The organism is Pseudoclavibacter sp. RFBJ3, from assembly GCF_002931375.1.
In the GTDB taxonomy this organism is placed as follows: domain Bacteria; phylum Actinomycetota; class Actinomycetes; order Actinomycetales; family Microbacteriaceae; genus Pseudoclavibacter.
In genome coordinates, this window is sequence record NZ_PSXZ01000004.1 from 297,731 (window position 1) to 321,668 (window position 23,938).

Annotated in this window: 21 protein-coding genes and 1 tRNA gene; 12 read left to right on the forward strand and 10 right to left on the reverse strand. The window is 68.0% G+C overall.

Going from position 1 to position 23,938, the window contains the following annotated elements:
• The first annotated feature begins 31 nt into the window (after positions 1-31).
• Both C5E07_RS05195 and hutI read left to right on the forward strand, forming a co-directional pair.
• Entirely contained in the window at positions 32-1,390 is a 1,359-nt protein-coding gene (locus tag C5E07_RS05195) for a formimidoylglutamate deiminase (RefSeq protein WP_104298674.1), read from the forward strand.
• Positions 1,387-2,544 carry an imidazolonepropionase gene (gene hutI / locus C5E07_RS05200; RefSeq protein WP_104298675.1) on the forward strand — a complete coding sequence of 386 codons (1,158 nt, stop codon included), beginning with the start codon at positions 1,387-1,389 and terminating at the stop codon, positions 2,542-2,544. The genes C5E07_RS05195 and hutI overlap by 4 nt, the downstream gene beginning before the upstream one ends.
• 32 nt (positions 2,545-2,576) lie before the next feature.
• Here the strand turns inward: hutI and C5E07_RS05205 are convergent, their stop codons facing one another.
• Both C5E07_RS05205 and def read right to left on the reverse strand, forming a co-directional pair.
• The gene (locus tag C5E07_RS05205) at positions 2,577-2,855 is read right to left on the reverse strand and encodes a hypothetical protein (protein ID WP_104298676.1); all 279 of its coding nucleotides are present in this window, start codon (positions 2,853-2,855) and stop codon (positions 2,577-2,579) included.
• A 41-nt stretch (positions 2,856-2,896) separates the two neighbouring features.
• Positions 2,897-3,472: a peptide deformylase gene (def, locus tag C5E07_RS05210; RefSeq protein ID WP_104298677.1), complete on the reverse strand. Its 576-nt coding sequence runs from the start codon at positions 3,470-3,472 to the stop codon at positions 2,897-2,899.
• Between the two features lie 65 nt (positions 3,473-3,537).
• Here def and C5E07_RS05215 point away from each other — a divergent pair, with 65 nt between their 5' ends.
• Together C5E07_RS05215 and C5E07_RS05220 are read left to right on the forward strand one after the other, a co-directional pair.
• The gene (locus tag C5E07_RS05215) at positions 3,538-4,641 is read left to right on the forward strand and encodes a DMT family transporter (RefSeq protein ID WP_104298678.1); all 1,104 of its coding nucleotides are present in this window, start codon (positions 3,538-3,540) and stop codon (positions 4,639-4,641) included.
• A gap of 119 nt (positions 4,642-4,760) precedes the next feature.
• Complete coding sequence (locus tag C5E07_RS05220; RefSeq protein WP_258063130.1) at positions 4,761-6,014, forward strand: glycosyltransferase; 1,254 nt, start codon at positions 4,761-4,763, stop codon at positions 6,012-6,014.
• Positions 6,015-6,053: 39 nt separating this feature from the next.
• Here the strand turns inward: C5E07_RS05220 and map are convergent, their stop codons facing one another.
• The gene (map, locus tag C5E07_RS05225) at positions 6,054-6,854 is read right to left on the reverse strand and encodes a type I methionyl aminopeptidase (protein ID WP_104298679.1); all 801 of its coding nucleotides are present in this window, start codon (positions 6,852-6,854) and stop codon (positions 6,054-6,056) included.
• 76 nt (positions 6,855-6,930) lie between these two features.
• Here map and C5E07_RS05230 point away from each other — a divergent pair, with 76 nt between their 5' ends.
• Entirely contained in the window at positions 6,931-7,227 is a 297-nt protein-coding gene (locus tag C5E07_RS05230; RefSeq protein ID WP_104241421.1) for a helix-turn-helix transcriptional regulator, read from the forward strand.
• 6 nt (positions 7,228-7,233) lie between these two features.
• Here the strand turns inward: C5E07_RS05230 and C5E07_RS05235 are convergent, their stop codons facing one another.
• Both C5E07_RS05235 and C5E07_RS05240 read right to left on the reverse strand, forming a co-directional pair.
• A complete protein-coding gene (locus C5E07_RS05235) occupies positions 7,234-7,578 on the reverse strand; it encodes a thiamine-binding protein (protein WP_104298809.1) in 345 nt (114 codons plus the stop codon).
• 54 nt (positions 7,579-7,632) lie between these two features.
• Positions 7,633-7,707 (reverse strand) — tRNA-Ile (locus C5E07_RS05240).
• A 130-nt stretch (positions 7,708-7,837) separates the two neighbouring features.
• Between C5E07_RS05240 and C5E07_RS05245 the strand changes: the two genes are divergently transcribed.
• The 7 genes from C5E07_RS05245 (at position 7,838) to C5E07_RS05275 (ending at position 18,815) form a co-directional block, all read left to right on the forward strand.
• A complete protein-coding gene (locus C5E07_RS05245; RefSeq protein ID WP_181057812.1) occupies positions 7,838-8,449 on the forward strand; it encodes a ScbR family autoregulator-binding transcription factor in 612 nt (203 codons plus the stop codon).
• A gap of 188 nt (positions 8,450-8,637) precedes the next feature.
• On the forward strand, positions 8,638-12,363 hold the full coding sequence (locus C5E07_RS05250) for an efflux RND transporter permease subunit (RefSeq protein ID WP_258063780.1): 3,726 nt from the start codon (positions 8,638-8,640) through the stop codon (positions 12,361-12,363).
• Between the two features lie 103 nt (positions 12,364-12,466).
• Positions 12,467-13,612, forward strand: a complete 1,146-nt coding sequence (proB, locus tag C5E07_RS05255; protein WP_104241413.1) for a glutamate 5-kinase — start codon at positions 12,467-12,469, stop codon at positions 13,610-13,612.
• 32 nt (positions 13,613-13,644) lie between these two features.
• On the forward strand, positions 13,645-14,964 hold the full coding sequence (locus C5E07_RS05260) for a glutamate-5-semialdehyde dehydrogenase (protein WP_104298682.1): 1,320 nt from the start codon (positions 13,645-13,647) through the stop codon (positions 14,962-14,964).
• Positions 14,965-15,058: 94 nt separating this feature from the next.
• Complete coding sequence (locus C5E07_RS05265) at positions 15,059-15,529, forward strand: hypothetical protein (protein WP_104241411.1); 471 nt, start codon at positions 15,059-15,061, stop codon at positions 15,527-15,529.
• Positions 15,530-15,581: 52 nt separating this feature from the next.
• Positions 15,582-18,131, forward strand: coding sequence for an alpha-glucan family phosphorylase (gene glgP, locus C5E07_RS05270; RefSeq protein WP_104298683.1), 2,550 nt, complete (start codon positions 15,582-15,584; stop codon positions 18,129-18,131).
• A gap of 177 nt (positions 18,132-18,308) precedes the next feature.
• Positions 18,309-18,815 carry a DUF3145 domain-containing protein gene (locus tag C5E07_RS05275; protein WP_104241409.1) on the forward strand — a complete coding sequence of 169 codons (507 nt, stop codon included), beginning with the start codon at positions 18,309-18,311 and terminating at the stop codon, positions 18,813-18,815.
• 140 nt (positions 18,816-18,955) lie between these two features.
• Here the strand turns inward: C5E07_RS05275 and C5E07_RS05280 are convergent, their stop codons facing one another.
• The 5 genes from C5E07_RS05280 to C5E07_RS05300 all read right to left on the reverse strand — a co-directional run bounded on the left by C5E07_RS05280 (position 18,956) and on the right by C5E07_RS05300 (position 23,919).
• Positions 18,956-20,197 carry a beta-ketoacyl synthase gene (locus C5E07_RS05280; protein WP_104241408.1) on the reverse strand — a complete coding sequence of 414 codons (1,242 nt, stop codon included), beginning with the start codon at positions 20,195-20,197 and terminating at the stop codon, positions 18,956-18,958.
• A 90-nt stretch (positions 20,198-20,287) separates the two neighbouring features.
• Positions 20,288-20,533 (reverse strand): acyl carrier protein, encoded by a 246-nt coding sequence (locus C5E07_RS05285; protein WP_068479114.1) that lies wholly within the window; start codon positions 20,531-20,533, stop codon positions 20,288-20,290.
• Between the two features lie 89 nt (positions 20,534-20,622).
• Complete coding sequence (locus tag C5E07_RS05290) at positions 20,623-21,633, reverse strand: beta-ketoacyl-ACP synthase III (RefSeq protein WP_104241407.1); 1,011 nt, start codon at positions 21,631-21,633, stop codon at positions 20,623-20,625.
• A gap of 39 nt (positions 21,634-21,672) precedes the next feature.
• Positions 21,673-22,596, reverse strand: coding sequence for an ACP S-malonyltransferase (locus tag C5E07_RS05295; protein ID WP_104298684.1), 924 nt, complete (start codon positions 22,594-22,596; stop codon positions 21,673-21,675).
• A gap of 78 nt (positions 22,597-22,674) precedes the next feature.
• Positions 22,675-23,919, reverse strand: a complete 1,245-nt coding sequence (locus C5E07_RS05300; protein WP_104241405.1) for a CdaR family transcriptional regulator — start codon at positions 23,917-23,919, stop codon at positions 22,675-22,677.
• Between the last annotated feature and the right edge of the window lie 19 nt (positions 23,920-23,938).

Genomic DNA, 23,938 nt, shown 5'->3' on the forward strand with positions numbered 1-23,938 from the left:
CCGAGGAGTCCTCCCGCAGCGAGGTCTGCCCATGAGCGTGGAGTGGGTCTGGATCGAGACCCTCGTCCGCGGCGATGTGGTCCTGCGCGCTATCAGGCTCCGCTGCGAATCGGGGGAGGTCGTCGAAGAGCAGCTCGGGGTGCCCGCCGCGGAAGGCGACCTGGTCCTCGGCACCGTCTTCCCCGCCTTCGGCAACGCGCACTCGCACGTCTTCCACCGCCTGCTCCGCGGGCGAACGCACGCAGACGGCGGGAACTTCTGGTCCTGGCGGGACAAGATGTACGCCATCGCGGGCCGGCTCACGCCCGAATCGCTGGAGCGGATCGCCACGGCCTGCTTCACCGAGATGATGGCGAGCGGATGGGGAGCCGTTGGCGAGTTCCACTACGTCCACCATCAGCCCGACGGCACGCCCTACCCCGACCACGACATGGAGCTGGCTCTCGCGCGTGCCGCCGAGACCGCTGGCATCCGCTTGACCCTGCTCGACACGTGCTACCTCGCCGGCTCGATAGGAACGGGGCTCTCAGCGCAGCAGCTTCGGTTCGGAGATGGCCACGCAGCGCGGTGGATCGCGCGGTGGTTCTCACTCGGGGAACGCCTCAGGGCCGATCATCCGCAGGTTGTGCTCGGCGCTGCCCTCCACTCCGTGCGGGCTGTGCCGACGGCCGCGATCGCAGAGATCACCCGCACTCTCCCGGACGACGTTCCCCTGCACGTCCACCTGTCAGAGCAGGTCGCGGAGAACGAGCAGAGCCTGGCAGCCCACGGGCGCACGCCCACCGAGCTGCTCGCCGACGCCGGAGCGCTCACCCGCCGCCTGAGCGTCGTCCACGCGACGCACCTGAGCGAGCACGACATCGCGCTCCTCGGCGCAGCCAGGGTGCACGCTGTCTTCTGCCCGACCACGGAAGCCGATCTCGGAGACGGCATCGGCCCCGGCACGGAGCTCGCCGCCGCCGGCGCCCGGCTGGCCGTCGGCTCGGACCAGAACGCGGTCGTCGATCCCCTCCTCGAACTGCGCGGCCTCGAGGCCGGCGAACGGCTCCGCTCGCAGACGAGGGGACGGTTCTCGCCCGGTGAGCTCACCGAGATCGGCACGACGGCCGGGTACGCGTCGCTCGGCTTCGCGTCACCCGCGACGCTTGGCGGGCCGTTCGACCTCGTCGAGGTCGACGCTGCCTCCGTCCGGACCGCGGGCTCGCACCCCGCACAGCTCGTGCTCACGGGAACGTCGAGCGACGTGCTCCGCACGGTGGTCGCGGGCCGGGTCGTCTATGACCGCGAGAGTGACTCGGCGCGGATGGCGCAGGCGGCCGCCGAGCTCGCCGTGCTCTCGGCGGACCCATCATCCAGCGCCGACGGAATCTCAGCAGGGAGCAGCACATGAGCGCGACGGTCTTCAGGAACATCGGCGAGCTCACGACCAACGGAGACCTTGGGGTGCTGCACGACGCGGCGCTTGTGCTCGACGGCCAGCGGGTGGTGTGGGTCGGCGCGGACGTGGATGCGCCAGCGGCCGACAGCAGCATCGACGTGGGCGGCCGAGCCGTGCTGCCTGGGTGGGTCGATTCCCACACCCACCTCGCCTTCGCGGGGGACCGGTCGACGGAGTTCGCGGCGCGGATGGCGGGGGAGACGTACACGGCGGGCGGCATCAAGGTCTCCGTCGAACGCACGCGCGCAGCGAGCGGTGACGAGTTGCGCTCGCTCATGGCCGAGCGCATCCGCACCGCCAACGTCAACGGCACCACGTGGCTCGAGACCAAGACGGGATACGGCCTCGGTGTCGAGACCGAGGAGCGCTCCGCGCGCCTCGCGGCGGAGTTCGGTCAGGATGTGACGTTCCTCGGTGCGCACGTCGTGCCGGACGGCTGGGACGCAGACGACTACGTGGCCCTCGTGACGGGCCCTATGCTGCAGGCGGTTCGTCCGTACGTGGCCTGGATGGATGTGTTCTGCGAGCGCGGTGCTTTCGACGAGGCGCAGTCGAGGGCGGTACTGCAGGCCGGCCTCGACTCCGGTCTCGGACTGCGGGTCCACGGCAATCAGCTCGGTCCCGGCCCCGGGGCGAGGCTGGCGGTGGAGCTGGGGGCGGCGAGCGTCGACCACTGCAATTTCCTTGACGACGAGGACATCGACCGGCTCGCAGCGTCGAGCACCGTGGCCACGCTGCTTCCCGCCTGCGACCTGTCGACTCGCCAGCCGTTCCCGCCGGCTCGGAGCCTCATCGATGCCGGGGCGACGGTTGCGCTGGCGAGCAACTGCAACCCGGGAACCTCGTACACGACGTCCATGGCCTTCTGCGTCGCCACGGCGGTGCTGCAGATGCATCTGGGCGTCGAAGAGGCGGTCTGGTCGGCCACGATGGGCGGTGCCGTCGCGCTGCGTCGGCACGAGGGTGAGCTGCCGATCGGAGGGCTCATGCCCGGCTTCCGCGCAGACCTCCAGGTGCTCGACGCCCCCTCGGTCACGCACCTGGCGTATAGGCCGGGGATGCAGCTGACGCAGGCGGTCTGGCAGGCGGGGGTCCGTCTCGCCTGAGCTGCGCGGCTCCGCACGATGGGGCACAGGGTTCACTCCCATCGGAGCACCAGCCGCCAGCCGTCCGGGTCTCTGCGCAGGTCGTACAGGCACGCGTCTGCGTCGTGCCCGTCGCGACTCGCGCTGACCCGCCAGAACTCGGTGTCGAGGCGCGACGGATCGCTCTCGCCCGCCCACCAACGCTGCTGGACCCGCCGGTAGAACGACTGCGGGAGGCCATGCACGATGTAGGCGAAGCGCTCCCACCAGAAGACGGATGGGAGCTCGTCGACGAGTTCGACCTCGATGGGGTCGTCAAGCGCTGTGGTCATGTCGGAACCCTCGCAGGAGCCACCGACAATGACCGGGCCGTTCAGCCCTCGAGGTCGTCCACGCCTGGCATCCAGCTCTTTCCTGGCCCACCCCAGCTGCGCTTGCGCATGACCTTGAACGCATCCTTGTACCAGGGATGCTCGAGGCGGTCGGCGTAGATGATGCCGTTGAGGTGGTCGTACTCGTGCTGCAGGATGCGCGCGAACCAGCCCTCTGCCTCGATCTCGTACTGCGAGCCGTCCAGGTCGGAGGCGCGCAGCAGCGCGCGCTCGGACCTGCGGAGGGGGTAGCGCTCGCCCGGGAACGAGAGGCACCCCTCCGATTCGAGCTCGTCGTCCAGCTCGAGCAGGGACTCGGGCTCGGCCGGCGTCACGTACAACTCGGGGTTGATGGCCACGCCACGGCGCATCGTGCCATCCGCCTCCTCGTAGGAGTAGACGAAGAGGCGCTTGCCGACGCCGACCTGGGGGCCCGCGAGGCCGACACCGGGGGCCGCATCCATGGTCTCGAACATGTCCGCGACGAGCTGGCGGATCTCATCGGTGATCTCGTCGACCGGGGCGGCAGCTTCGTGGAGGACTGGCTCGCCGTAGATGCGAATTGGGAGAGTTGTCATCCCATCAGCGTATCTTCGCGGCAACATCCCTTCACGACGCGCGCCGCACAATAGGATTGCCCATCATGACCATCGCACCCCTCAGTGATCTGGCAGTGCTTCCGGGGCTCTCCCCGGTCCAGATGATCGGCATTCCCCTCGCGCTCGTCGGCGCGGTCTTCATGTCGCTGGGCGCCATGTACCAGCACCGCGGTGTCAGCAAGGTCGAGGCCGCGAGCGGCACGAGCGGTGCTGCCGGGCTCAACCTGCAGCACCTCCTGGCGCTGCTGAGCCGACCCTCCTGGGTCATCGGCACCGTGATGCTCGGTCTCGCAGTGGTCATGCAACTCGCTTCGTTCGTCTTCTCGCCGATCATCGTGGTGCAGCCGCTCGGAGTCGTCTCCCTGCTGCTCACGACGCTCCTGACCGCCCGCGCGATCCGCCAGCGGCTCCCGAACGTGAAGATCTTCGCGGTGGCGCTGTGCATCATCGGCGTCGGCGCGTTTGTCACCGTGGCGGCGCTCTTCGCGAAGGAGGGGGCGATCTCCGATGAGCAGGTCTCGACGGTGCTCGTCCTCCTCGCGATCGTCGTGGTCGTCTTCGGCACGGCGTTCTTCCTGCTTCGCAAGCGCTTCAAGGCCCTCATCTACGTGCTGGGCGCCGGCATCATCTACGGCTTCGTCGCGACGCTGGCCAAGATCACGATCAACCGCATCCAGCACGACAACTTCGAGTGGCTCACCCTCATCTGCCTCGTCGCGCTGCTCGTCGCGACGGGCGTCGGCGGCTACTTCGTCCAGAACGCCTACGCCTCGGGACCGCCGGACATGGTCATCGCCGGACTCACGGTCATCGACCCGATCATCGCCGTGGCCATCGCCATCGCCGTGCTTGGCGAGGCGAGCGCTGCACCGTGGTACGCCTTCGTGATGTTCATCGTCTCTGGTGCCATCGCCGTGACGGGCGTCTTCGTGCTCGAGCGGGGGCAGACCGAGGATGAGGTCGAGGCGGTGCGCCGGAGCGCAGTGGAGGGGCGCGGTGCACTCGATCTCGAGGGTCGCCGCCACGACGCCGAGGGCCGAGCTGCGGGCACGCCGTCCGACGATGGGGACCGAGTCGAGCAGCGAATCGAGGCGCCGGGCCGCAGCGCCGCCTCGAAGCACGGGCCCGCCCGCACCATCGACCAATAGCAGAGCTTCAGCGTGTGCTGCGGCTCCGCCTCAGCGCTCGGCCAGTACCATGACGTGAGATTCCGCGAGCGACGACCACCACCTGTCGCGAGCCCAGATGAGATCGAGGTCACCACCCCGTGCCGAATGAAGGTCGTTCACCAAGCAGCACCGCCGTCGCAGCAGATGGCGAGCGGCCGCTCAAGATCCTGATCGCGGGGGACACCTTCACGCCCAATGTCAACGGTGCCGCCAAGTTCACGGAGCACCTCGCCTCCGGGATGGCCGCGCGAGGGCACGACGTGCACGTCATGGTCCCTGCCGCCAGCAGGCGTCACGGAACGTGGACCGAGCAGTACGACGGTCAGAACATCACCGCCCACCGTCTCCGTTCGCACCGCTGGTGGGCACACGACTGGCTGCGTTACGCGCCGCCGTGGCACATCCGCGCAGAGTCGCAGCGTGTTGTCGACGAGGTGCGCCCCGACGTCGTGCACTTCCAGTCGGCTGTGATCATCGGCCGCGGTGTCGCGATCGAGGCTGAGAAGCGAGGCATCCGGATCATCGGCACGAATCACCTCATGATCGAGAACCTCGTCGATCATTCGCTCCTGCCGCAGGCTCTGCGCGGGCTTGCCGCGAGCATCTGGTGGAAGGATGCGCGTTCCACGCTCGGACGTGCGACGGCCATCACGACGCCGACACGTCGCGCCGCGGACTTCCTCGAGGCCAACGGCGGCATCTCCGATGTGCTCGCGATCTCGTGCGGCATCCGAACCTCCGACTACACCTTCGACTTCTCACCGCGTGAGGCGAAGCGCATCCTCTTCGTCGGTCGCGTGACCGGCGAGAAGAAGATCGATGTGCTGCTGCGTGCGCTCACGCTGCTCCCTGGCGACGTGCACCTCGACATCGTGGGAGGCGGCGACCAGAAGAAGAACCTGCAGTCGCTCGCGAAGCAGCTCGGGCTCGCCGACCGGGTGAGATTCCACGGCTACTTGAGCGACAAGGAGCTTCGCCGCATGTACACGCGCGCCTCCGTGTTCGCGATGCCGTCGATCGCCGAGCTGCAGTCGATCGCGACGATGGAGGCGATGGCCTCCGGGCTGCCGGTCGTCGCGGCCGACGCGATGGCGCTGCCCCACCTGGTGCACGACGGCGAGAACGGCTTCCTGTTCGAGCCCAACAACAAGCGGGACCTCGCGGAGAAGCTCTCGAAAGTGCTCTCCCTCTCCTCCTCCGAGCGGGAAGAGCTGGGTCGCGCCGGACTCGACCTCGTGCGCATGCACGACATTGACCGCACGCTCGAACTCTTCGAGCGCCTCTACCGGGGAGCTTCGGTCAAGGACGTCGCCCGCGACTCCGTCAACGAGCAGGACCACTCGCTCGACTGACCCGGGGCGACGGCTGCTTTCCGTCGACGCCCGCCTGCCTCACGCCGTTTCCGGCGCCGGGGCCTCTTGCTTCGCGGGCAGGGTCAGGATGCGCGCCCCGCTCGCCGTGATCGCGATGGTGTGCTCGGTGTGCGCGGTGCGGCATCCTGTCGCGCTGCGAAGCGTCCAGCCATCGTCGTCGGTGACGAGCGTGCGAGTGTCGGCCATGACCCAGGGTTCGATCGCGAGCAGCATTCCTGCGCGGAGGCGAACGCCGCGGCCGGGGCGGCCGTCGTTCGCGACGTGCGGGTCCTGGTGCATCGTCGAGCCGATTCCGTGCCCGCCGAACTCCATGTTGATCGCGTAGCCCGCGCTCGTGAGCACCGAGCCGATCGCGTGCGAGATGTCGCCCATGCGGGCATCAGGTCTCGCGACGGCGATGGCGGCCTCGAGTGCGCGCTCGGTCGTCTCGATGAGGGCTTCATCGCGAGGGTCGCGGGTGGGCCCGACGATGAAGCTGATCGCGGCATCCGCGGCGATACCCTCGGTGATGATCGCGAGGTCGAGCGTCAGGAGGTCGCCGTCTGCGAGGCGGTAGTGGTACGGCTTGCCGTGGAGGACCGCATCGTTCACCGCGGTGCAGATGTAGTGCCCGAACGGGCCACGCCCGAAGGACGGCTCATAGTCGACGTAGCAGGAGGTGGCGCCTGCGTCGAGGATCATCGCCTTGGCCCAGCTGTCGATCTCGAGCAGGTCGGTGCCGACTCGGACGCGAGCCTTCAGGTCCTGCAGGATCGTGCCGACGAGTCGGCCCGTTCGTGCGGCGCGCTCGACTTCAGCCTCGTTGAGGATCTCGATCATCGGGGGACGTCCTTCCGGAGGTGCTGACTACGCCAATAAGTATCCCGGTAAAGATATACCGGATTAGTATCGGGTCATGGTCAGACTCCCGCTCAGCCCCGAGGAGATCGAACGAGGGGAACGCCTCGGCCTCCTCCTCCGACGATCACGAGGCGACCGCGCCATGCTGCGCGTGGCGCTCGACGCGGGTGTATCGCCCGAGACGCTGAGGAAGATCGAGTCAGGACGAGTCGCGACGCCTGCGTTCTCCACGATCGCCGCGATAGCCGGTGTGCTCGGCGTCTCGCTGGACGACGTCTGGGCTCAGATCAGCGCGCCGGATGCCGCGGGCGACGCACCGGACGCGGGGGTGCAGATCCGCGCGGCCGGCTGACGGCTCCTAGCTCGACTGTGCGGAACGCGCTTCGAGTGCGGATTCCAGACGCTCGACCTTGCCGTCGAGCTCGCCGCTGTGGCCCGGGCGGATGTCGGCCTTCAGGACCAACGAGACGCGGCTCCCGAACTGCCCTACGGCCTCGGTTGCGGCCTTGACGACGGCGAACACCTCGTCCCACTCACCCTCGATGGTCGTGAACATCGAATCGGTGCGGTTCGGCAGGCCGGAGGCGCGCACGACGGCGACCGCCGCGGCGACCGCGTTGTGCAGAGACGCGTCGCCCTCTCCCGGGGAAGGGGCGTCTGGACTCGGGGTGCCGCTTGGCGCGACGGAGAAGGCAACGATCATGCTGACCATCGTGCCACGAGGGGGCCTCGAGGTGGCCTGCAATCGAGACCTGAGTAGGGCGGGTGGGACTCGAACCCACGCATCGTCCAGTTATGAGCCGGATGCCTTAACCAGCTTGGCTACCGCCCCAAGCGCTGTCGATTGTATCCAGAATTCGCGCACACGTGCGGTGGGCGACGGGCTCGACGGGCGCAGGTCTAGACTGATGCCCCAGAAGCGGGGTCGGAGCCGACCTCGGATGCATGAAAAGCAGGGGATGATGAAGCGAGCTGAACAGCGAGCGCAGACGAGACAGGCGCTGCTCGAAGCGGCTTCGCTCGAGTTCGAGGCCAATGGCTATGCCGCCACAGTCCTCAGTGATATCTCGGACCGACTCGGCATGACCAAGGGAACGGTCTACTTCCACTTCCCGACGAAGGCGCTCCTCGCCAAGGCCGTCTCGGCGACCTGGACTGAGATGTGGGATGCGGAGATCGCTCGCGCCCGCGACCGCGGGCTCTCGCTCGACGAGCTCGAGTCACTGATGATCCGGATCGCAGAGCGGTTCCAGTCCGATTCGCTCATGCGGGCCACGATCCGTCTGGTGCGCGAGCGCGAGCTCATCGAGGAAGAGCTTCCGAGGCCTTTCGACGCCTGGCTCGAAGTGACCAAGGAAGCGCTGCAGGCGTCTCGGGAATCGGGGGTGCTCCGCGACGACATCGACGTCGACGCGGCCGCCTGGCAGGTGCTCGCGAACCTGGTCGGCATCCAGATGCTCATGCAGGATCTGAACGACGGCAGGAGCATCGTCGAGCGCGTTCGAGAGATGTGGGCGGTCCACCGCGTGACACTCGCGAACCCGGGCCGAACGGCTGACGTCGCGTCGTCGTGAACATGTGATCGAGACGGGGCGCCGACCTCGTCGCGAGGAGACTGCGATGCCAGCAAAGATCAGTCTCTAGTAGGGCATGAAACTCCCGGAACCAGTCCTTTCGGGTGATTCCGAGGATCTTCACGGTCGACAGTATGGGAGGGCGTCGGGTCGTCACCCGGCGCCCTGTCGCGTCGAAAGGTCCCTCTGTGTCTGTGCTCACTCGTCTGAGTCTCAAGTATCGAATTCTGATCGGACTGCTGACCGCTGCAATCGCGGCGGCCGGAATCATCTCGACGGCGCAGCTCAAGCAGGAGCTCATGCCGTCGGTGGAGGTCCCGCAGGGATTCGTGACGGCGACACTGACCGGGGCCTCGCCCGACGTCATGGTGACCGAGGTCACCGAGCCCATCGAGAACGCTCTCCGTGGCGTCTCGGAAGTGCAGTCCGTGACGTCGACGACGTCGGAGGGGTTCGCCCAGATCGTCGTCTCCTGGAGCTTCGACGCTGACAAGACGCAGGTCGAGGCCGAGCTCCGATCCGCCGTCGAGTCGACGAAGTCGCTCCGCCCCGAGTCCTCCACGGCAGAGCTCAACACATTCTCGCTCGACGCGCTCCCCGTGCTGACGCTCGGCGCATCCTCCGACACAGACACTGCGACGCTCTCGAAGACGCTCACCGACTCCGTGCTGCCCGCTCTCTCGCAGGTCGACGGAGTGCAGAACGTCGAAGTCTCCGGCACCCGCGAGGAGCGAGTGGAGATCAGCCTCCGCCAGGCGGACGTCGAAGCGCTCAAGATCGACACCGCGTCGATCGAGCCGACGCTCACTGCCGCTGGCATCGTGCTCCCCGCTGGAGACGTCACGAGCGGCACCGGGGAGATCTCCGTGCAGGTCGGGTCGCAGCTCAGCTCCCTGGATGCCATCCGCGCCCTCCCGTTCACGACGGAGGACTCGACCGTGCTGCTCTCGCAGTTCGCGGATGTCGACATCAAGGTGATCCCCGCAACCTCCATCTCCAGGGTCAACGGCGCGGAGACCCTGACGCTGAGTGTCACGAAGGCGTCCGACGCGAGCACGGTCTCCGTCGCGCACGGCGTCACGGAGAAGCTCGCAGAGGTCACACCCGGACTCCCGTCGAACGTCGTCTTCACGGAGATCGAGAACCAGGCACCGTACATCGAGCAGTCGATCCACGACCTCTCGGTCGAGGGTGGGCTCGGCCTCATCTTCGCCGTCCTCGTCATCTTCCTGTTCCTCGCCTCGTTCCGGTCGACGATTGTCGCGGCGATCTCGATCCCGATGTCCCTGCTCATCACGATGGTGGGCCTGAACGTGGGGGAGTACTCGCTCAACATCCTGACCCTCGGAGCGCTCACCATCGCGGTCGGACGAGTCGTGGACGACTCGATCGTCGTGATCGAGAACATCAAGCGTCGGCAGGGGGACGGCGCCCTGACGATCGAGGGGATCGTGGGCTCCGTCGGTCAGGTCGCTGGCGCCATCACCGCCTCGACGCTCACGACGGTCGCGGTCTTCCTCCCGATCGCGTTCGTCGGGGACATCGTCGGCCAGCTCTTCCGACCGTTCGCGGTGACGGTCTCCATCGCGCTGGTCGCGTCCCTCGTCGTCGCGCTGACGATCGTCCCGGTGTTCGCGTACTGGATGTTGCGTCGCCCCTCGAAGCCCATGAAGCGCGAACGGTTCGTCCGTGCGCGTGCAGCCCAGGCCGCCTGGACCGCACGCCAGGAGGAAGCAGCTGAGGGACGTTGGGCTCGTCGGTCGGCGAAGCTCGAGGCGAAGAACGAGAAGCGGGAGCAGCGCGGGAAGTCAGCGCTGCCGGTCCCCACCGCCGCCCCCGGTGTCGTCGCGGCACGGGGCGATGGTGAGGAGGGATCGCCGTACGACGGACTGCAGCGAGCCTTCGTGCCCATCCTCGACGCGACCCTGCGGCACCCACGCCGCACGATCGCGGCCGCGCTCGCCCTGCTGCTGCTCACCGGCATCGGCGCAACCGCGCTCCGCAGCGACTTCCTCGGCAGCATGGGCGATGAGACGGTCCTCGTCGAGCAGAAGCTCCCGCAGGGCACGACCATCGACGAGAGCTTGGCGGGCGCCGAGAAGCTCGAGGCCGTCCTCGCCACGAAGGGGAACGTCGAGACGTTCGTGAGCTCCATCGGGGCCGGCGGTGCTGGCGGATTCGGGGGCGGTGGCGCAGACAGCACCTCGATCACCGTGATCCCCGCAGAGGGGCAGGATGCGGAGACGGTCGCCAACAGTCTGCGCTCGGACTTCGGCGGGCTCAGCGATGTCGGCGAGGTGACCGTGACCACTGCGGCTTCCTCAGCTCTGGCATCGGACGTTCAACTCGCAATCCAGGGCAACGACGCGGACTCGCTGAGCCAGGCGGCCACGCAGCTCGGCGATGCCGTCAAGGACCTCCCCGGCGTGACGGCGGTCTCGAACGACCTCAGCACGGGCGGCAACGTGGTCATGGTCGACGTCGACCGCAGCAAGGCGGCGGGCTACGGCTACACGCAGGCGACCGTCGGCCAGGCGGTCTCCGCCGCGCTGACCGGGACCCCGCTCGGCACGGTGCGCCTCGAGGGCGTCGACCGCGACATCGTGATCGCGCCGACGCAGGGGCCAGTCGCTCTCGACCAGCTCGCCCTCATGCAGCTTCCCGTGACGGCGGTGCAGCAGCAGCGTGCCATCACCGACGCGACGGACGCGTTCACGGAGGAACAGGAGACGAAGGCCGAGGAGCAGGAGGCTGAGGCGGTCGAGCAGATGCAGGAGACCGTCGACGACGCCGTCGAGGCTCGGGACACGGTGTCCGCGCAGCTCGGCGAGCTGCAGACCCAGCTCGCGACGCTGCAGACGGCGCCGCTGACCCCAGCGGTTCCCGACGCCGGCTCCAGCATGACCCCGGAGCAGGCGGCGCAGGCGGAACGGGACGCGCAGATCGCCGCCCTGACCGAAGCGATCGAGCAGGCAGAATCGGGCATCGAGCAGGCCAACGCCGGTGTCGACGCGGCCGTCAAGGCTCAGGAGGACATGGCGGCTCAGTCGCTCGAGGCAAAGGAGCTGCAGGCCAGGCAGGAAGGGCTCGCCGACACGAAGGCGACGCCCATCCGGCTCGGAGACATCGCAGAGGTCCGCGAGGAGGCGACCCCTGGCGCGATCACCCGCAACGACGGCGCGCGCCAGGTCACGGTCTCGGTCACTCCGGCCGAGGGGCAGTTGGGAACCGTCACGCAGGCCGTCTACGCGGCGACCGACGGTCTCGAGCTTCCCGCCGGTGTCACGTTCGTCGTCGGAGGTGCGTCCGCCGACCAGGACGAGTCGTTCCAGCAGCTCGGCATGGCGATGCTCCTCGCCATCGTGCTCGTCTTCCTCATCATGGTCGCGACCTTCCGCAGCCTGATGCAGCCGCTCATCCTGCTCGTCTCGGTGCCGTTCGCCGCCACGGGAGCGGTGGCACTGCTCCTGCTCACGGATACGCCGCTCGGCCTGCCGTCGCTCATCGGACTCCTCATGCTGATCGGGATCGTGGTCACGAACGCAATCGTGCTCATCGACCTCATCAACCACATCAGGGAACGTGGTTCGAGCGTGCACGACGCGATCGTGCACGGGGCGAGGCTGCGCCTCCGTCCGATCCTCATGACCGCTGCGGCGACGATCTTCGCGCTCGTGCCGATGTCGCTCGGCCTGACCGGGGGTGGCGTGTTCATCTCCAAGCCGCTCGCCATCGTCGTGATCGGCGGCCTGATCAGCTCGACGCTGCTCACGCTGGTGCTGGTCCCCGTCCTCTACTCCAGCGTCGAGCGCCGGAACGATCGACGGGCTGCCAAGCGCGCGGCTCGCAGGGAGCGCAACGCCGAGGCGGCCGCCGAGAAGACGGCAATCGCTGCGGCTCCCGCCGGAAGCTGACGCAGGGTGGTGCCGCGCAGCAGCGCGGCGCCACCCTGAGCCGATGTGACGCGAGTCGGCGGCAGAATTCGGCAAGCTCCGACGATCGGGAGAGAATAGCCGGATGCATCCGATAGCCGCCCGTGCCCAGCTCGCGACCGCCCACCGCATCGTGGTCAAGATCGGCTCCTCATCGCTCACGGGCGCCGACGGGCACCTGAACCTCGAAGCCCTGCGCTCGCTCGTGCAGGTCATCGCGGATCGCCACGACAAGGGACTCCAGACCCTCCTCGTCACCTCGGGTGCGGTCGCCGCCGGCATCGGGCCCCTCGGTCTCCCATCGAGGCCGCGCGACGTGGCGACTGCCCAGGCTGCCGCCTCCGTCGGGCAGGGGATGCTCGTGGCCCGGTACGCAGAGGCGTTCGCGGATCGAGCCATCACCGTCGGGCAGATCCTGCTCACGGCAGAGGACACCGTGCGGCGCACCCGCTACAAGAACGCGCAGCGATCGCTCGAGCGCCTGTTCAGGCTCGCGGTCGTGCCGATCGTGAACGAGAACGACGCGGTCGTGACCGATGAGCTCCGCTTCGGCGACAACGACCGGCTCGCCGCGCTGGTCGCCCAGCTCGTCGGGGCCGACGCGCTTGTCCTGCTCACGGACGTCGACGGCCTGTACGACGGCCCGCCCAGCCGCGAGGGCACACGGCGCATCTCCGAGGTGCTCGGCCCGAGCGATCTTGAAGGCATCGAGGTCTCCGGCAGGGGCAGCGACGTCGGAACGGGTGGCATGCTCACCAAGCTCGAGTCGGTCTCCATCGCCACGGGATCGGGCATGCCCGTCGTGTTGACGAAGGCGGAGAACGCGCGCGCGGCCATCGACGGGGAGCGTGTCGGCACGTGGTTCGCCCCGACCGGGAAGCGATCGTCGCGCAAGCGCCTCTGGATCGCCCACGCCGCGCGGGTGCAGGGCAAGATCGTGCTCGACGACGGCGCCGTCGACGCCGTGCTCGGTGGGCGAGCCTCGCTGCTGGCTGCCGGAATCGTGGGCGTCGAGGGCGAGTTCGTCGCCGGCGACCCGGTCGAGCTGGTCTCGAAGGAGGGCGTCGTCATCGCACGAGGCCTCAGCGGCTTCGATGCCGTCGAGATCCCCGACATGCTCGGGCAGTCGTCGAGTTCGCTGCGCGAGTCGCTAGGGACCGGGTACGACCGCGAGGTCATCCATCGCGACGACCTGGTGCTCGTGCGCCCGAAGGGGATCCGCGTCGGCTGAGGGCGACCGCTCGCGGCGTAGAATGCTCTGTCATGACGATCTTGCAGGGTGAGCGCGCGGACACGGCGGACCAGGGCGACGCGGACGAGCTGGCGAGCACCGCCATCATCGAGCTCGCCGGGCGGGCACGGGCGGCATCGCGCGTGCTGGCTCGATCGACGCGTGCGCAGAAGGACGGGGCGCTCGTCGCCCTCGCGGAGGCCCTCGTGCGTGCGACGCCCGAGATCCTCGCCGGCAATGCGCAGGACCTCGAGCGCGGGCGCGGCTCGGGCATGTCCGAAGGTCTCCTCGACCGTCTCGCGCTGGACGAGTCCCGCATTCGAGCGATCGCCGACTCCCTGCTCGAGGTCGCGGCGCTGCCCGACCCCGTCGGTGCAGTCGTCCGAGGATCGACCCTGGCCAATGGGCTCCGACTCCGCCAGCTGCGTGTTCCGATGGGGGTCATCGGTGTCATCTACGAGGCACGTCCCAACGTCACCGTCGACGTCGCCGGGCTCGCGCTGAAGAGCGGCAACGCTGTGCTCCTCCGCGGCGGATCCGCCGCGGAGCACTCCAATTCGGCCATCATCGGCACGCTTCGTTCGGCACTGGATGCGTACGGGCTGCCCGCCGATCTCGTGCAGTCGATCGACGAGTACGGCCGCCCCGGAGCCCGCGCACTCATGCGAGCCCGCGGGCACGTCGACCTCGTCGTCCCTCGTGGCGGTGCCGGTCTCATCCAGACGGTCGTCCGCGAGTCTCGAGTTCCCGTCATCGAGACGGGAGTCGGCAACTGCCACGTCTTCGTCGACAGCACCGCCGAGCTCGACATGGCGCTCGAGATCCTCATCAATTCGAAGACGCACCGAGTCGGCGTCTGCAACGCGGCAGAGACCCTGCTGGTGCACTCGGATGCGGCAGAGGCGTTTCTCCCCGGCGCCCTCGCGGCGCTTGCTGAGCGCGGGGTCCGCATCCATGGCGACGACCGCACGAGGGCCGTGGCGCCTCAGGGTGTCGAGGTGCTCGAGGCGACACACGATGACTGGGCGACGGAGTACCTCGACTACGAGATCGCAGTGCGAGTCGTCGACGACTTCGATCAGGCGCTTGTGCACATCCGCGAGTTCAGCACCGGCCACACCGAGGCGATCGTCACGAGCTCGCTGCAGGCCGCAGAGCGCTTCACCGCTGAGGTCGACGCCGCAGCCGTCATCGTGAACGCGTCGACGCGCTTCACGGATGGCGGCCAGTTCGGGCTCGGCGCCGAGCTGGGCATCTCGACCCAGAAGCTGCACGCTCGCGGGCCGATGGGGCTCGAAGAGCTCACGACGACGAAGTGGGTTGTCACGGGCGACGGCCAGATCCGCGCCTGAGCTGCGGCACCTCCCGCGCGAAGATCAGTCCAGGTGATGACGCGTTCCGTCAGGCTCGCCGCGTAGCCTGATCGGAGACGTTGAAGGGACGATCATGACCAGCACCCCACTGCCCATCGAGAACCAGCCGTCGAACTTCGACCAGCACGACGCCTTCGCCCAGGCGCCGAGCACGGAACGCCCCCAGGGCCTCGACCGAGTCTTCCTCGGTGAGCTCGAGGTGTCCCGAGATCGCATCTCGGGTCCGTACGGCTCCCTCCCGACGGAGGGCTCGACCGTGTTCGTCACGAACATGTCGCGCGTCGAGCGTGCCATCCCGACGTGGGCGATCATCGTCGCGATCGCCGGGTTCTTCGTCCTGACGATCTTCAGCCTCCTGTTCCTGCTGGTGAAGGAGGATCGCGTCGTCGGCGGATACGAGGTCCGCATCTCGAATCCGACGGGGACGCTCACGAGCTTCGTGCCGGTTGATGCGCGCTCCGCCGCCTGGATCTGGCAGGACCTCCAGGGCCGTGCGGCCGCCGCGCGGGAGCTCATCGCGTCGGTAACTTCCACCGTTCGCTGACGTTCATCTCGGCGACGCGGTGGCGCCGTGTTTCGGCGCTACGCTGGAGCGCGTGAAGGCCTACGACTCGCTGTCCGTATCCACTGTTCTCCCTCCTGAGCTCGCGCCGCTGCGCACTCTCGCCAAGAATCTGCGCTGGTCCTGGCGCTCGAGCGCCGAACGGCTCTTCGCTGGCATCGACGAGCAGCTGTGGCGAGCGTGCGGCCGCAATCCCATCGTGATGCTTCGCTCACTTCCGGCATCCCGCGTCGCCGAGCTCGCGGCAGATCCCGAGTTCGTCGCGCGGCTCGGTCACGAAGCCGAGGATCTCTCGGCCTACCTCGACAGCGACCGCTGGTTCCACAAGCACACGCGGGGTACCGCGGACGAGGCGACGAGCGTTGCCTACTTCTCGATGGAGTTCGGGATCACGGAGTCGCTCCCCGTCTACTCCGGCGGTCTCGGTGTGCTCGCGGGCGACCATCTCAAGAGCGCAAGCGACCTCGGGGCGCCGATCATCGGCGTCGGCCTCCTCTACACCTACGGGTACTTCTCGCAGACCTTGTCCCGCGAGGGATGGCAGCAGGAGGCCTACTCGGAGCATCCGCCGAAGGACCTCGCCGTCGATCCCGTGTTGGACGCGTCGGGTGCCCAGTCCCGCGTCTCGCTTGCCTTCCCGGACGGGCGGACGCTCGAGATCGCACTCTGGGAGGCCCAGGTCGGCACTGTGCCGCTGCTGCTCCTCGACACGAACCTGCCAAAGAACCCCGAGGACCTCCGTGCGATCACGGATCGGCTCTACGGTGGCGACGCCGAGCACCGCATCCGGCAGGAGCTGGTGCTCGGCGTCGGCGGAGTACGAGCCGTGCAGGCGTACGCGGAACTCAACGGACGCCGGCAGCCGACCGTCTTCCACCTCAACGAGGGGCACGCGGGCTTCTCGGGCGTCGAGCGCATCGGTCAGCTGATGGCTGGCGGCGAGACGTTCGAAACCGCGCTCGCCGCAGTGCGGTCGAGCACCGTCTTCACGACGCACACGCCGGTTCCCGCCGGCATCGACCGCTTCGACGCACATCTCGTGCAGCGCTACCTCGGCTCGTCCGGCGGTCTGACTTTGGTGCCTGACGTTCCGCTGGCACGCATCATGGAGCTCGGGGCGGAAGACGACCCTGGCCGCTTCAACATGGCGCACCTCGGTCTCCGCCTCGCGCAGTACGCCAACGGCGTCGCGAAGCTGCATGGCGTCGTGTCCCGAGGCATGTTCGCCAAGCTGTATCCGGGTGTGGCCGCAGAGGAAGTCCCGATCGGCTCGATCACCAACGGCGTCCACATCCCGAGCTGGACCCGCCCGTCGATGCTCCGGGTCATCGAAGCCATGAACGGCGGACGCGAGCTCGCGACGTCCGGCACGTGGAACCACCCGGAGGCTGTCGGCGCCGAGGAGCTCTGGCGCATCCGCGGTGAGCTGCGGGCCGAGCTCGTCAGACGGGCCCGCGAATCGGTTCGTGCCTCGTGGCAGGCGCGAGGCGCACAGGACGCGGAACTCGGCTGGATCCGAGACGTGCTGGATCCCGAGCGGCTCACGATCGGCTTCGCTCGTCGAGTCTCGACCTACAAGCGCCTCACCCTCATGCTGCAGGACCGAGATCGGCTCGCTCGCATCCTCAACAATCCCGATCGTCCCGTCCAGTTCGTCATCGCCGGCAAGGCGCATCCCGCCGATATGGGCGGCAAGCAGCTCTTGCAGGAGCTGGTGAACTTCGCCGATGAGGCGGGGGTTCGCGACCGCATCGTGTTCCTCCCCGACTACAACGTCACGATCGCGAAGCACCTCGTGGCCGGCAGCGATGTGTGGCTGAACAACCCCGTGCGTCCACAGGAGGCATCCGGCACCTCGGGCATGAAGGCCGTCATGAACGGGTGCCTGACGTTCTCGATCTCAGATGGCTGGTGGGATGAGATGGCGGACGACGCTGTCGGGTGGACGATTCCTGACACCAGCGGAGTCGATGAGCGCACGCGTGACGCTCTTGAGGCCGGTGCGCTCTACGACATCCTCGAGCACGAGATCGCGCCGCTGTTCTACGCGCGCGATGAGCGGGGCCTTCCTGTCGAGTGGGTAGAGAAGGTCCGCCGTTCCGTGTCGGTCGTCGGCCCGAAGGTCGCCGCCGAGCGCATGGTGCGGGACTACGTCACCGACCTCTACCTGCCTGCGGGCCGTTCGGCACGCGTTGCCTCAGACCTCGTCGCTACACGCTCGTTCGCGACTTGGCTCGGCGACGTGCGGGCAGCCTGGCGGGGCGTCCGCGTCGAGTCCGTGGTCGCGGAGAACCGCGAGCCGAAGGCGGGGGAGAGCGTCCGTCTCTCGGCAAGAGTCGAACTCGGCGGGCTGAGCACTGACGACGTCCTCGTCGAAGCCGTCGTGGGTGCCCCCGACGCCGAGGGTGAGCTGCAGAGCACTCGGATCGTCGAGATGCGGCCTGCCCACGAGGGGGGATCGACGTTTGTCGTCGACGTCCCGATCGACGAGCCTGGACTGCTCGGCTACACCGTCCGGGTGCAGCCGAGACACGCGTTCCTGCAGGCTTCGGCCGAGCTGGGACTGGTCCGTCTCCCCGCGTAGGAGATCGCTCCTGGGCGGCGGCGCCGAAAGTAATGACAGGCTTGTCATTCGGCGTCGTCGTCGGGCATAATTCAAGTGACGACAGAAATGTCGACGTCTGGTAAACGATGCAGTTCGCATCCATTCATCACGTGATCGTTGGGGAAGACGAATCACCAAACGAATGGAGGAGAACTCATGGTTGCACCGAACGCAGGAGGGGTGCTCTACGTGCACTCCTCTCCTAAGGCGCTTTGCCAGCACGTCGAGTGGGGTGTCGGTCGCGCCCTCGGGTACGCCGTCAACCTTCCCTGGATCGACCAACCGGTCATTCCAGGGCAGTTGCGTGCGGAGTTCACCTGGGAAGGCGAGCCTGGCGCTGGGGCGGCCATCGCGTCGCACCTGCGCGGCTGGGCCCACCTTCGCTTCGAAGTCACCGAGGACGCGCGTCCTGGCGTCGATGGCGGTCGTTGGATGCACACGCCTGAGCTTGGTATCTACTACGCCCAGACGGATGCCTCTGGCGGCGTCGTGGTTCCGGAAGATCGCGTTCGGTACGCGATGGAGATCGCTGGCGGCAACGCCTCCGAGCTCCACCGCGAGCTGCGCCTCGCGCTTGGGCAGGCTTGGGACGACGAGTTGGAGCCTTTCCGCATCGCCGGCGACGAGAGTCCCGTCGTGTGGATGCACCACCGAGTCGGCTAGGCCCGCCAAGCGGATGGTCCGCTGAGAGGCGGACCGGAAGCTGTTCTCGACACTCCAAGACTGTGGCCCCTCAGGTTCTCACCTGAGGGGCCACAGTTCTTGCTGCCGGACGTCGAGGCGGTCGGCAGAGGGGGGAGGATCTACACTCCGCGGAACGCGACGACGGCGTTGTGCCCGCCGAAGCCGAACGAGGTCGAGATGGCGACCTTGCCCGGTGCATCGAAGGGACGCGGCTCGGTGACGACGTCGAGGTGGATCGCGGGGTCCTGCTCGTTCAGGTTGATCGTCGGGGGCAATGTCCCCTCCGAGAGAGCAAGCACGGTGAACATGGCCTCGAGGGCTCCCGCGCCGCCGAGCAGGTGGCCTGTGGACGCCTTGGTCGCGGAGACGGGAATGGAGGCGAGGTGCTCGCCGAAGACCGACTTCAGCGCCGTGAACTCAGCGATGTCGCCGACGGGCGTCGAGGTGGCGTGTGCGTTGATGTGCGTGACGTCCTCGACGGACACACCGGCCTGGCCCAGTGCGGCGGTGATCGCTCGTGCCGCTCCGGTGCCCTCTGGGTCCGGTGCCGTGATGTGGTGTGCATCCGCCGTGACGCCCCCGCCGATGAGCTCAGCGTAGATGCGCGCACCGCGCGCGAGCGCGTGCTCCTCGGTCTCGAGCACGAGCGCCGCAGCACCCTCGCCCAGGACGAAGCCGTCTCGGCTCACGTCGTAGGGACGTGACGCGTGCGATGGGTCGTCGTTGCGCTTCGACAGGGCCTGCATCGCCGCGAAGGAGGCGACAGGGAGCGGGTGGATTGCCGCCTCGGAGCCACCGGCGACGACGACATCGGCGAGGCCCTGCTGGAGGTGCTCGTAGGCGTCTGCAATGGCTTCCGTGCTGGATGCGCATGCTGAGACGACCGTGCGAACACCGGCGCGGGCCTTGATGTCCATGCCGATCGCTGCTCCTGGGCCGTTCGGCATGAGCATGGGGACGGTGAGCGGCATGACCCGGCGCGGGCCCTTCTCGCGGAGCGTGTCCCAGGCGTCGAGGAGCGTCCAGACTCCGCCGATGCCGGTTGCCCAGTCGACGAGGAGGCGTTCGGCGGGGATATCGCCGACGGTGAGGCCTGCATCGGCGAAGGCCTCACGGCCCGCGATGAGCGCGAACTGGCTTGAGGGGTCGAGGCGCTTGGCCTCGTGGCGGGGGAGTACCTCGCTTGCCGGGACCTTTGCGGTCGCGGCGAATTCGATGGGGATCTCGTACTTCGCGACCCATTCGGCCTCGAGTGTGCGAGCTCCTGATTCACCGGCGAGGAGCGCTTCCCAGGTGCTGCGGGCGGTGCCGCCCAGCGGGGAAGTCGCACCGATGCCGGTGACGACGATTTTCTTGGTCATGACAACTGCTCCTGAATGAACTGGGGCGAAGGTGAGACAGTCACTAAGAGTGGGCGGCAGAAGCCGCCCACTCGAAGTGAGGGATCGTCCTTAGGACGCTGCGACGATGAAGTTGACGGCGTCGCCCACGGTCTTGAGGTTTGCGACCTCGTCGTCCGGGATCTTGACGTCGAACTTCTCTTCAGCGTTGACGACGATCGTCATCATGGAGATCGAGTCGATGTCGAGGTCGTCGGTGAAAGACTTCTCAACGGTGACCGTGTCAGCCGCGATTCCGGTCTCGTCGTTTACGAGCTCAGCGAGTCCCGCGAGAACTTCGTCGTTGGTAAGTGCCATGGTGTTTCTCCTTGATTGTCAATGACCGAGCCAAGTGTATTGGTCGGCGGGGGTGCGTGGGGGAGGCGTGCGGTGACTTCTGGGGCCCGTTAGGGCAGGACGACGACCTGGGCGCCGTACACGAGGCCCGCGCCGAAGCCGATCTGGAGGGCGAGTCCGCCCGACAGCTCGGGGTTCTCCTCGAGCAGGCGATGCGTTGCGAGGGGGACGGAAGCGGCCGACGTGTTGCCGGTCGTTGCGATGTCGCGGGCGATGATGACGTGGTCGGGCAGCGCGAGCTGCTTGGCGAACTCGTCGACGATGCGCATGTTCGCCTGGTGTGGGATGAACGCGGAGAGCTGATCGGCGGTGACGCCTGCCTCTTCCAGTGCGCGGCGCGCGACCTTCGCCATGTCCCAGACGGCCCAGCGGAAGACGCTCGGCCCGTCTTGGCGCAGTGTCGGCCACTCGGAGCCGCCCTGGCGGTAGTCCTGCAGGCTCGCGTTCATGGAGACGGCTTCCCACCGGGACCCATCGGAGCCGAGGATCGACTTGGAGATGCCGGGAGCGTCGCTCGGGCCGATGATCGCAGCCCCCGCGCCGTCGCCGAGCAGGAAGGAGATCGTGCGGTCCGTGGGGTCGATGAGGTCCGACAGCTTCTCGGTGCCGACGACCAGGACATGCTCGGCGACTCCAGTGCGAACCAGCGCATCCGCCTGCGCGACGGCGTAGCAGTAGCCGGCGCACGCGGCGTTGAGGTCGTAGGCAGCAGCCGGCGTCGCACCGACGAGGTCGGCGAGGCGCGCAGCGAGCGACGGGGTCTGCATCTCGTTGCTGATGGTCGCGACGATGACGGCGCCGATGCGGCTCGGGTCGATGCCTGAGCGTTCGATGGCCTCGCGTGAGGCATCGACGGCGAGATCGAGCGCGCTCGTCTCCTCGTTCGCTCGGACGCGGGTGATGACTCCCGTGCGCTGGCGGATCCACTCGTCAGACGAGTTGATCGGCTCGATGATCTCCGAGTTCGGGACGACGCGCTCGCCGCGGGCGGCGCCCATGGCGAGGATGCGCGTGTACTGCGCGCCCGTCGACTGCACAAGGGTCGGTGTTGCTGTGGTCATGCGAGTCCTCTCGAGGATGCTCTTGGCAGTTCGGTGTGCTCAGGCGTCGGCCGCGATGCGTTCGCGTGCCACGTCGAGGTCTGCGGGAGTGGAGAGTGCGAGGGTCGGGGTTCCCTTGAGTGCTCGCTTCGCGAGTCCGCTCAGGGTGCCGGCCGGGGCGAGCTCGATGAGCGAGGTGACTCCGGCGTCGGCGAAGGAGCGCATGCAGGCGTCCCAGCGCACTGGCTGCGCGAGCTGGCGGATGAGGGCCGCACGGAACTCCACTCCGTCGGTCACGACCGAGCCGGTCTCGTTCGACCAGATCGTGCGGACGGGGTCACGGACCTCGAAGTGCTCAGCATCCGCGGCCAGCGTCGTGCGCGCCTGCTCCATGTAGCGGGTGTGGAAGGCGCCTGCCACCTTGAGCGGGATCACGCGTGTTCCTGGTGCGGGCTCGCTGCGGAGCGTCGCGAGTGCCTCGGGTGCGCCGGCCGCGACGATCTGTCCGCCGCCGTTGAAGTTGGCGGGGGTGAGGTCGAGTTCCGCGAGGCGTGCGAGAACCACGTCCTCGTCACCGCCGAGAACAGCGCTCATGCTGGTGGGAGTCGCGGCGGCGTCCTGTGCCATCAGCTGCGAACGGCGCGCGACGAACCGCATCGCAGTGTCGGCGTCGAAGATTCCCGCCGCGTAGGCGGCCGTGATCTCGCCGACGGAGTGGCCGGCGACCCCACCGATCGCCGCTGCCGCGCCGGGGATCTCCATGAGGGAGTTCCAGGCGAGGATGCCGGCGGCGACGATGAGGGGCTGTGCGACTGCGGTGTCGCGGATCGTGTCGGCGTCAGACTCCGTGCCGTGCTTCACGAGGTCGATGCCGGACGAGGCGGACAGCTGCTCGAGGGTGTCTCGGTTCCTGGTGTCTTCGATCCAGGGGAGCAGGAAGCCTGGAGTCTGGGAACCCTGGCCTGGGCAGGTGACGACAATCATGGATTCCATCATGACAGCACCTGAGCGTTCAGCCCTGTAGCAACAGTCCCAAGAACTCGAAAGATCATTAGAGGTTTTCTAGTGCGAAGTGCGGCGGCTGCGTCGAGCCACGTTGCTTGCGGGGGTTCCGCCCGACTGGCGGCGGGGTTCTGGCTGCTTCGGCTCGGCGATGTTCCCGAGGATCAGCGCGCACTGGAGGATGAGGGCCTCTCGCGGTCCGGTGGCGTCCCAGCCGATGACCTCGCTGACGCGCTTGAGGCGGTAGCGGACCGTGTTGGGGTGCACGAAGAGCTCGCGGGCCGTCGCCTCGAGCGAACGTCCGTTGTCGAGGTAGCACCAGAGCGTCGTCAGCAGGTCGCTCTGGTGGTCGGCGAGTGGCCTGAAGACCCTCGCGACGAGCGTCTGCCGTGCGAGCGGGTCGCCCGCGAGGGCACGTTCGGGGAGGAGCTCGTCGGCCAGCATGGGGCGCTGCGCCTTCCTCCACGCACCCGCCACTGCGAAGCCGGCGAGCGCGGCGCGGGCGCTGCGAGAGGCCTCGACCACGCTCGGCACGGGCGGGCCGAGGACGAGGCGGCCGTCGCCGAAGCTGGGCTCGAGCCGCTCGGCGATCTCCATGAAGGGCACCTGCTCGCCTTCGTCGCCTTCACCGGTGGGGTGGGCTCGACCGATGACGAGCACCAGCCGACCTCCCTGCACGCCGACGAGGAGGTCGACCTTGTTGTGGCGCGCCGTCCGGCGGATCTGGTCGACCTCGAGGATCCTCGGGGTCGTCCCGACGAGCACGCTGACCTCGCCGTGCCCGTGCCAGCCGAGCGCGGCGATACGGCTCGGGAGCTCGTCGTCGTGCTCGCCGGTGAGGATCGAGTCGACGACGAGCGCCTCGAGGCGCGCATCCCACAGGCCCCTGGCCTCGGCCGCGCGTGCGTACACATCGGCCGCGGCGAACGCGATATCTCGCGAGTACTTCAGCACCGCTTCACGCACGTCGCCGTCGGTCAGCTTCGTGCGCTCCTCGACGACCTCCACGACAACCCGGATGAGCTGCAGCGTCTGCTGCAGGCTCACCGAGCGGAGGAGCTCTCGAGGTGCCGAGTCGAACACGTCGGCCGCCACCCATGGGGTGGCAGTCGGGTCTTCGAACCAGGCGATGAAGGATGAGATGCCCGACTGGGCGACGAGGCCTACGGCACTACGTCGCCCAGGGGGCATGTCACCGAACCAGGGAAGGGTGTCTTCCAAGCGCTTCACCGTTGCGGTCGAGAGCTCTCCCGAGATCGATCGCAGCCAGTTGAGCGTCTGTTCCTTCGTGCGTGGAGCGGGCATGATTCCGAACTGTGAGGAG

Bases quoted from the DNA above. Each gene is read 5' to 3' on its own strand.
- proB (WP_104241413.1), top strand. From the start codon at position 12,467: ATGCATCCGATAGCCGCCCGTGCCCAGCTCGCGACCGCCCACCGCATC.
- C5E07_RS05260 (WP_104298682.1), top strand. From the start codon at position 13,645: ATGACGATCTTGCAGGGTGAGCGCGCGGACACGGCGGACCAGGGCGAC.
- C5E07_RS05195 (WP_104298674.1), top strand. From the start codon at position 32: ATGAGCGTGGAGTGGGTCTGGATCGAGACCCTCGTCCGCGGCGATGTG.
- C5E07_RS05205 (WP_104298676.1), bottom strand. From the start codon at position 2,855: ATGACCACAGCGCTTGACGACCCCATCGAGGTCGAACTCGTCGACGAG.
- C5E07_RS05245 (WP_181057812.1), top strand. From the start codon at position 7,838: ATGAAGCGAGCTGAACAGCGAGCGCAGACGAGACAGGCGCTGCTCGAA.
- C5E07_RS05265 (WP_104241411.1), top strand. From the start codon at position 15,059: ATGACCAGCACCCCACTGCCCATCGAGAACCAGCCGTCGAACTTCGAC.
- C5E07_RS05235 (WP_104298809.1), bottom strand. From the start codon at position 7,578: ATGATCGTTGCCTTCTCCGTCGCGCCAAGCGGCACCCCGAGTCCAGAC.
- C5E07_RS05230 (WP_104241421.1), top strand. From the start codon at position 6,931: ATGGTCAGACTCCCGCTCAGCCCCGAGGAGATCGAACGAGGGGAACGC.
- C5E07_RS05290 (WP_104241407.1), bottom strand. From the start codon at position 21,633: ATGACCACAGCAACACCGACCCTTGTGCAGTCGACGGGCGCGCAGTAC.
- def (WP_104298677.1), bottom strand. From the start codon at position 3,472: ATGACAACTCTCCCAATTCGCATCTACGGCGAGCCAGTCCTCCACGAA.
- C5E07_RS05285 (WP_068479114.1), bottom strand. From the start codon at position 20,533: ATGGCACTTACCAACGACGAAGTTCTCGCGGGACTCGCTGAGCTCGTA.
- hutI (WP_104298675.1), top strand. From the start codon at position 1,387: ATGAGCGCGACGGTCTTCAGGAACATCGGCGAGCTCACGACCAACGGA.
- map (WP_104298679.1), bottom strand. From the start codon at position 6,854: ATGATCGAGATCCTCAACGAGGCTGAAGTCGAGCGCGCCGCACGAACG.
- C5E07_RS05295 (WP_104298684.1), bottom strand. From the start codon at position 22,596: ATGATTGTCGTCACCTGCCCAGGCCAGGGTTCCCAGACTCCAGGCTTC.
- C5E07_RS05280 (WP_104241408.1), bottom strand. From the start codon at position 20,197: ATGACCAAGAAAATCGTCGTCACCGGCATCGGTGCGACTTCCCCGCTG.
- C5E07_RS05300 (WP_104241405.1), bottom strand. From the start codon at position 23,919: ATGCCCGCTCCACGCACGAAGGAACAGACGCTCAACTGGCTGCGATCG.
- C5E07_RS05275 (WP_104241409.1), top strand. From the start codon at position 18,309: ATGGTTGCACCGAACGCAGGAGGGGTGCTCTACGTGCACTCCTCTCCT.
- C5E07_RS05215 (WP_104298678.1), top strand. From the start codon at position 3,538: ATGACCATCGCACCCCTCAGTGATCTGGCAGTGCTTCCGGGGCTCTCC.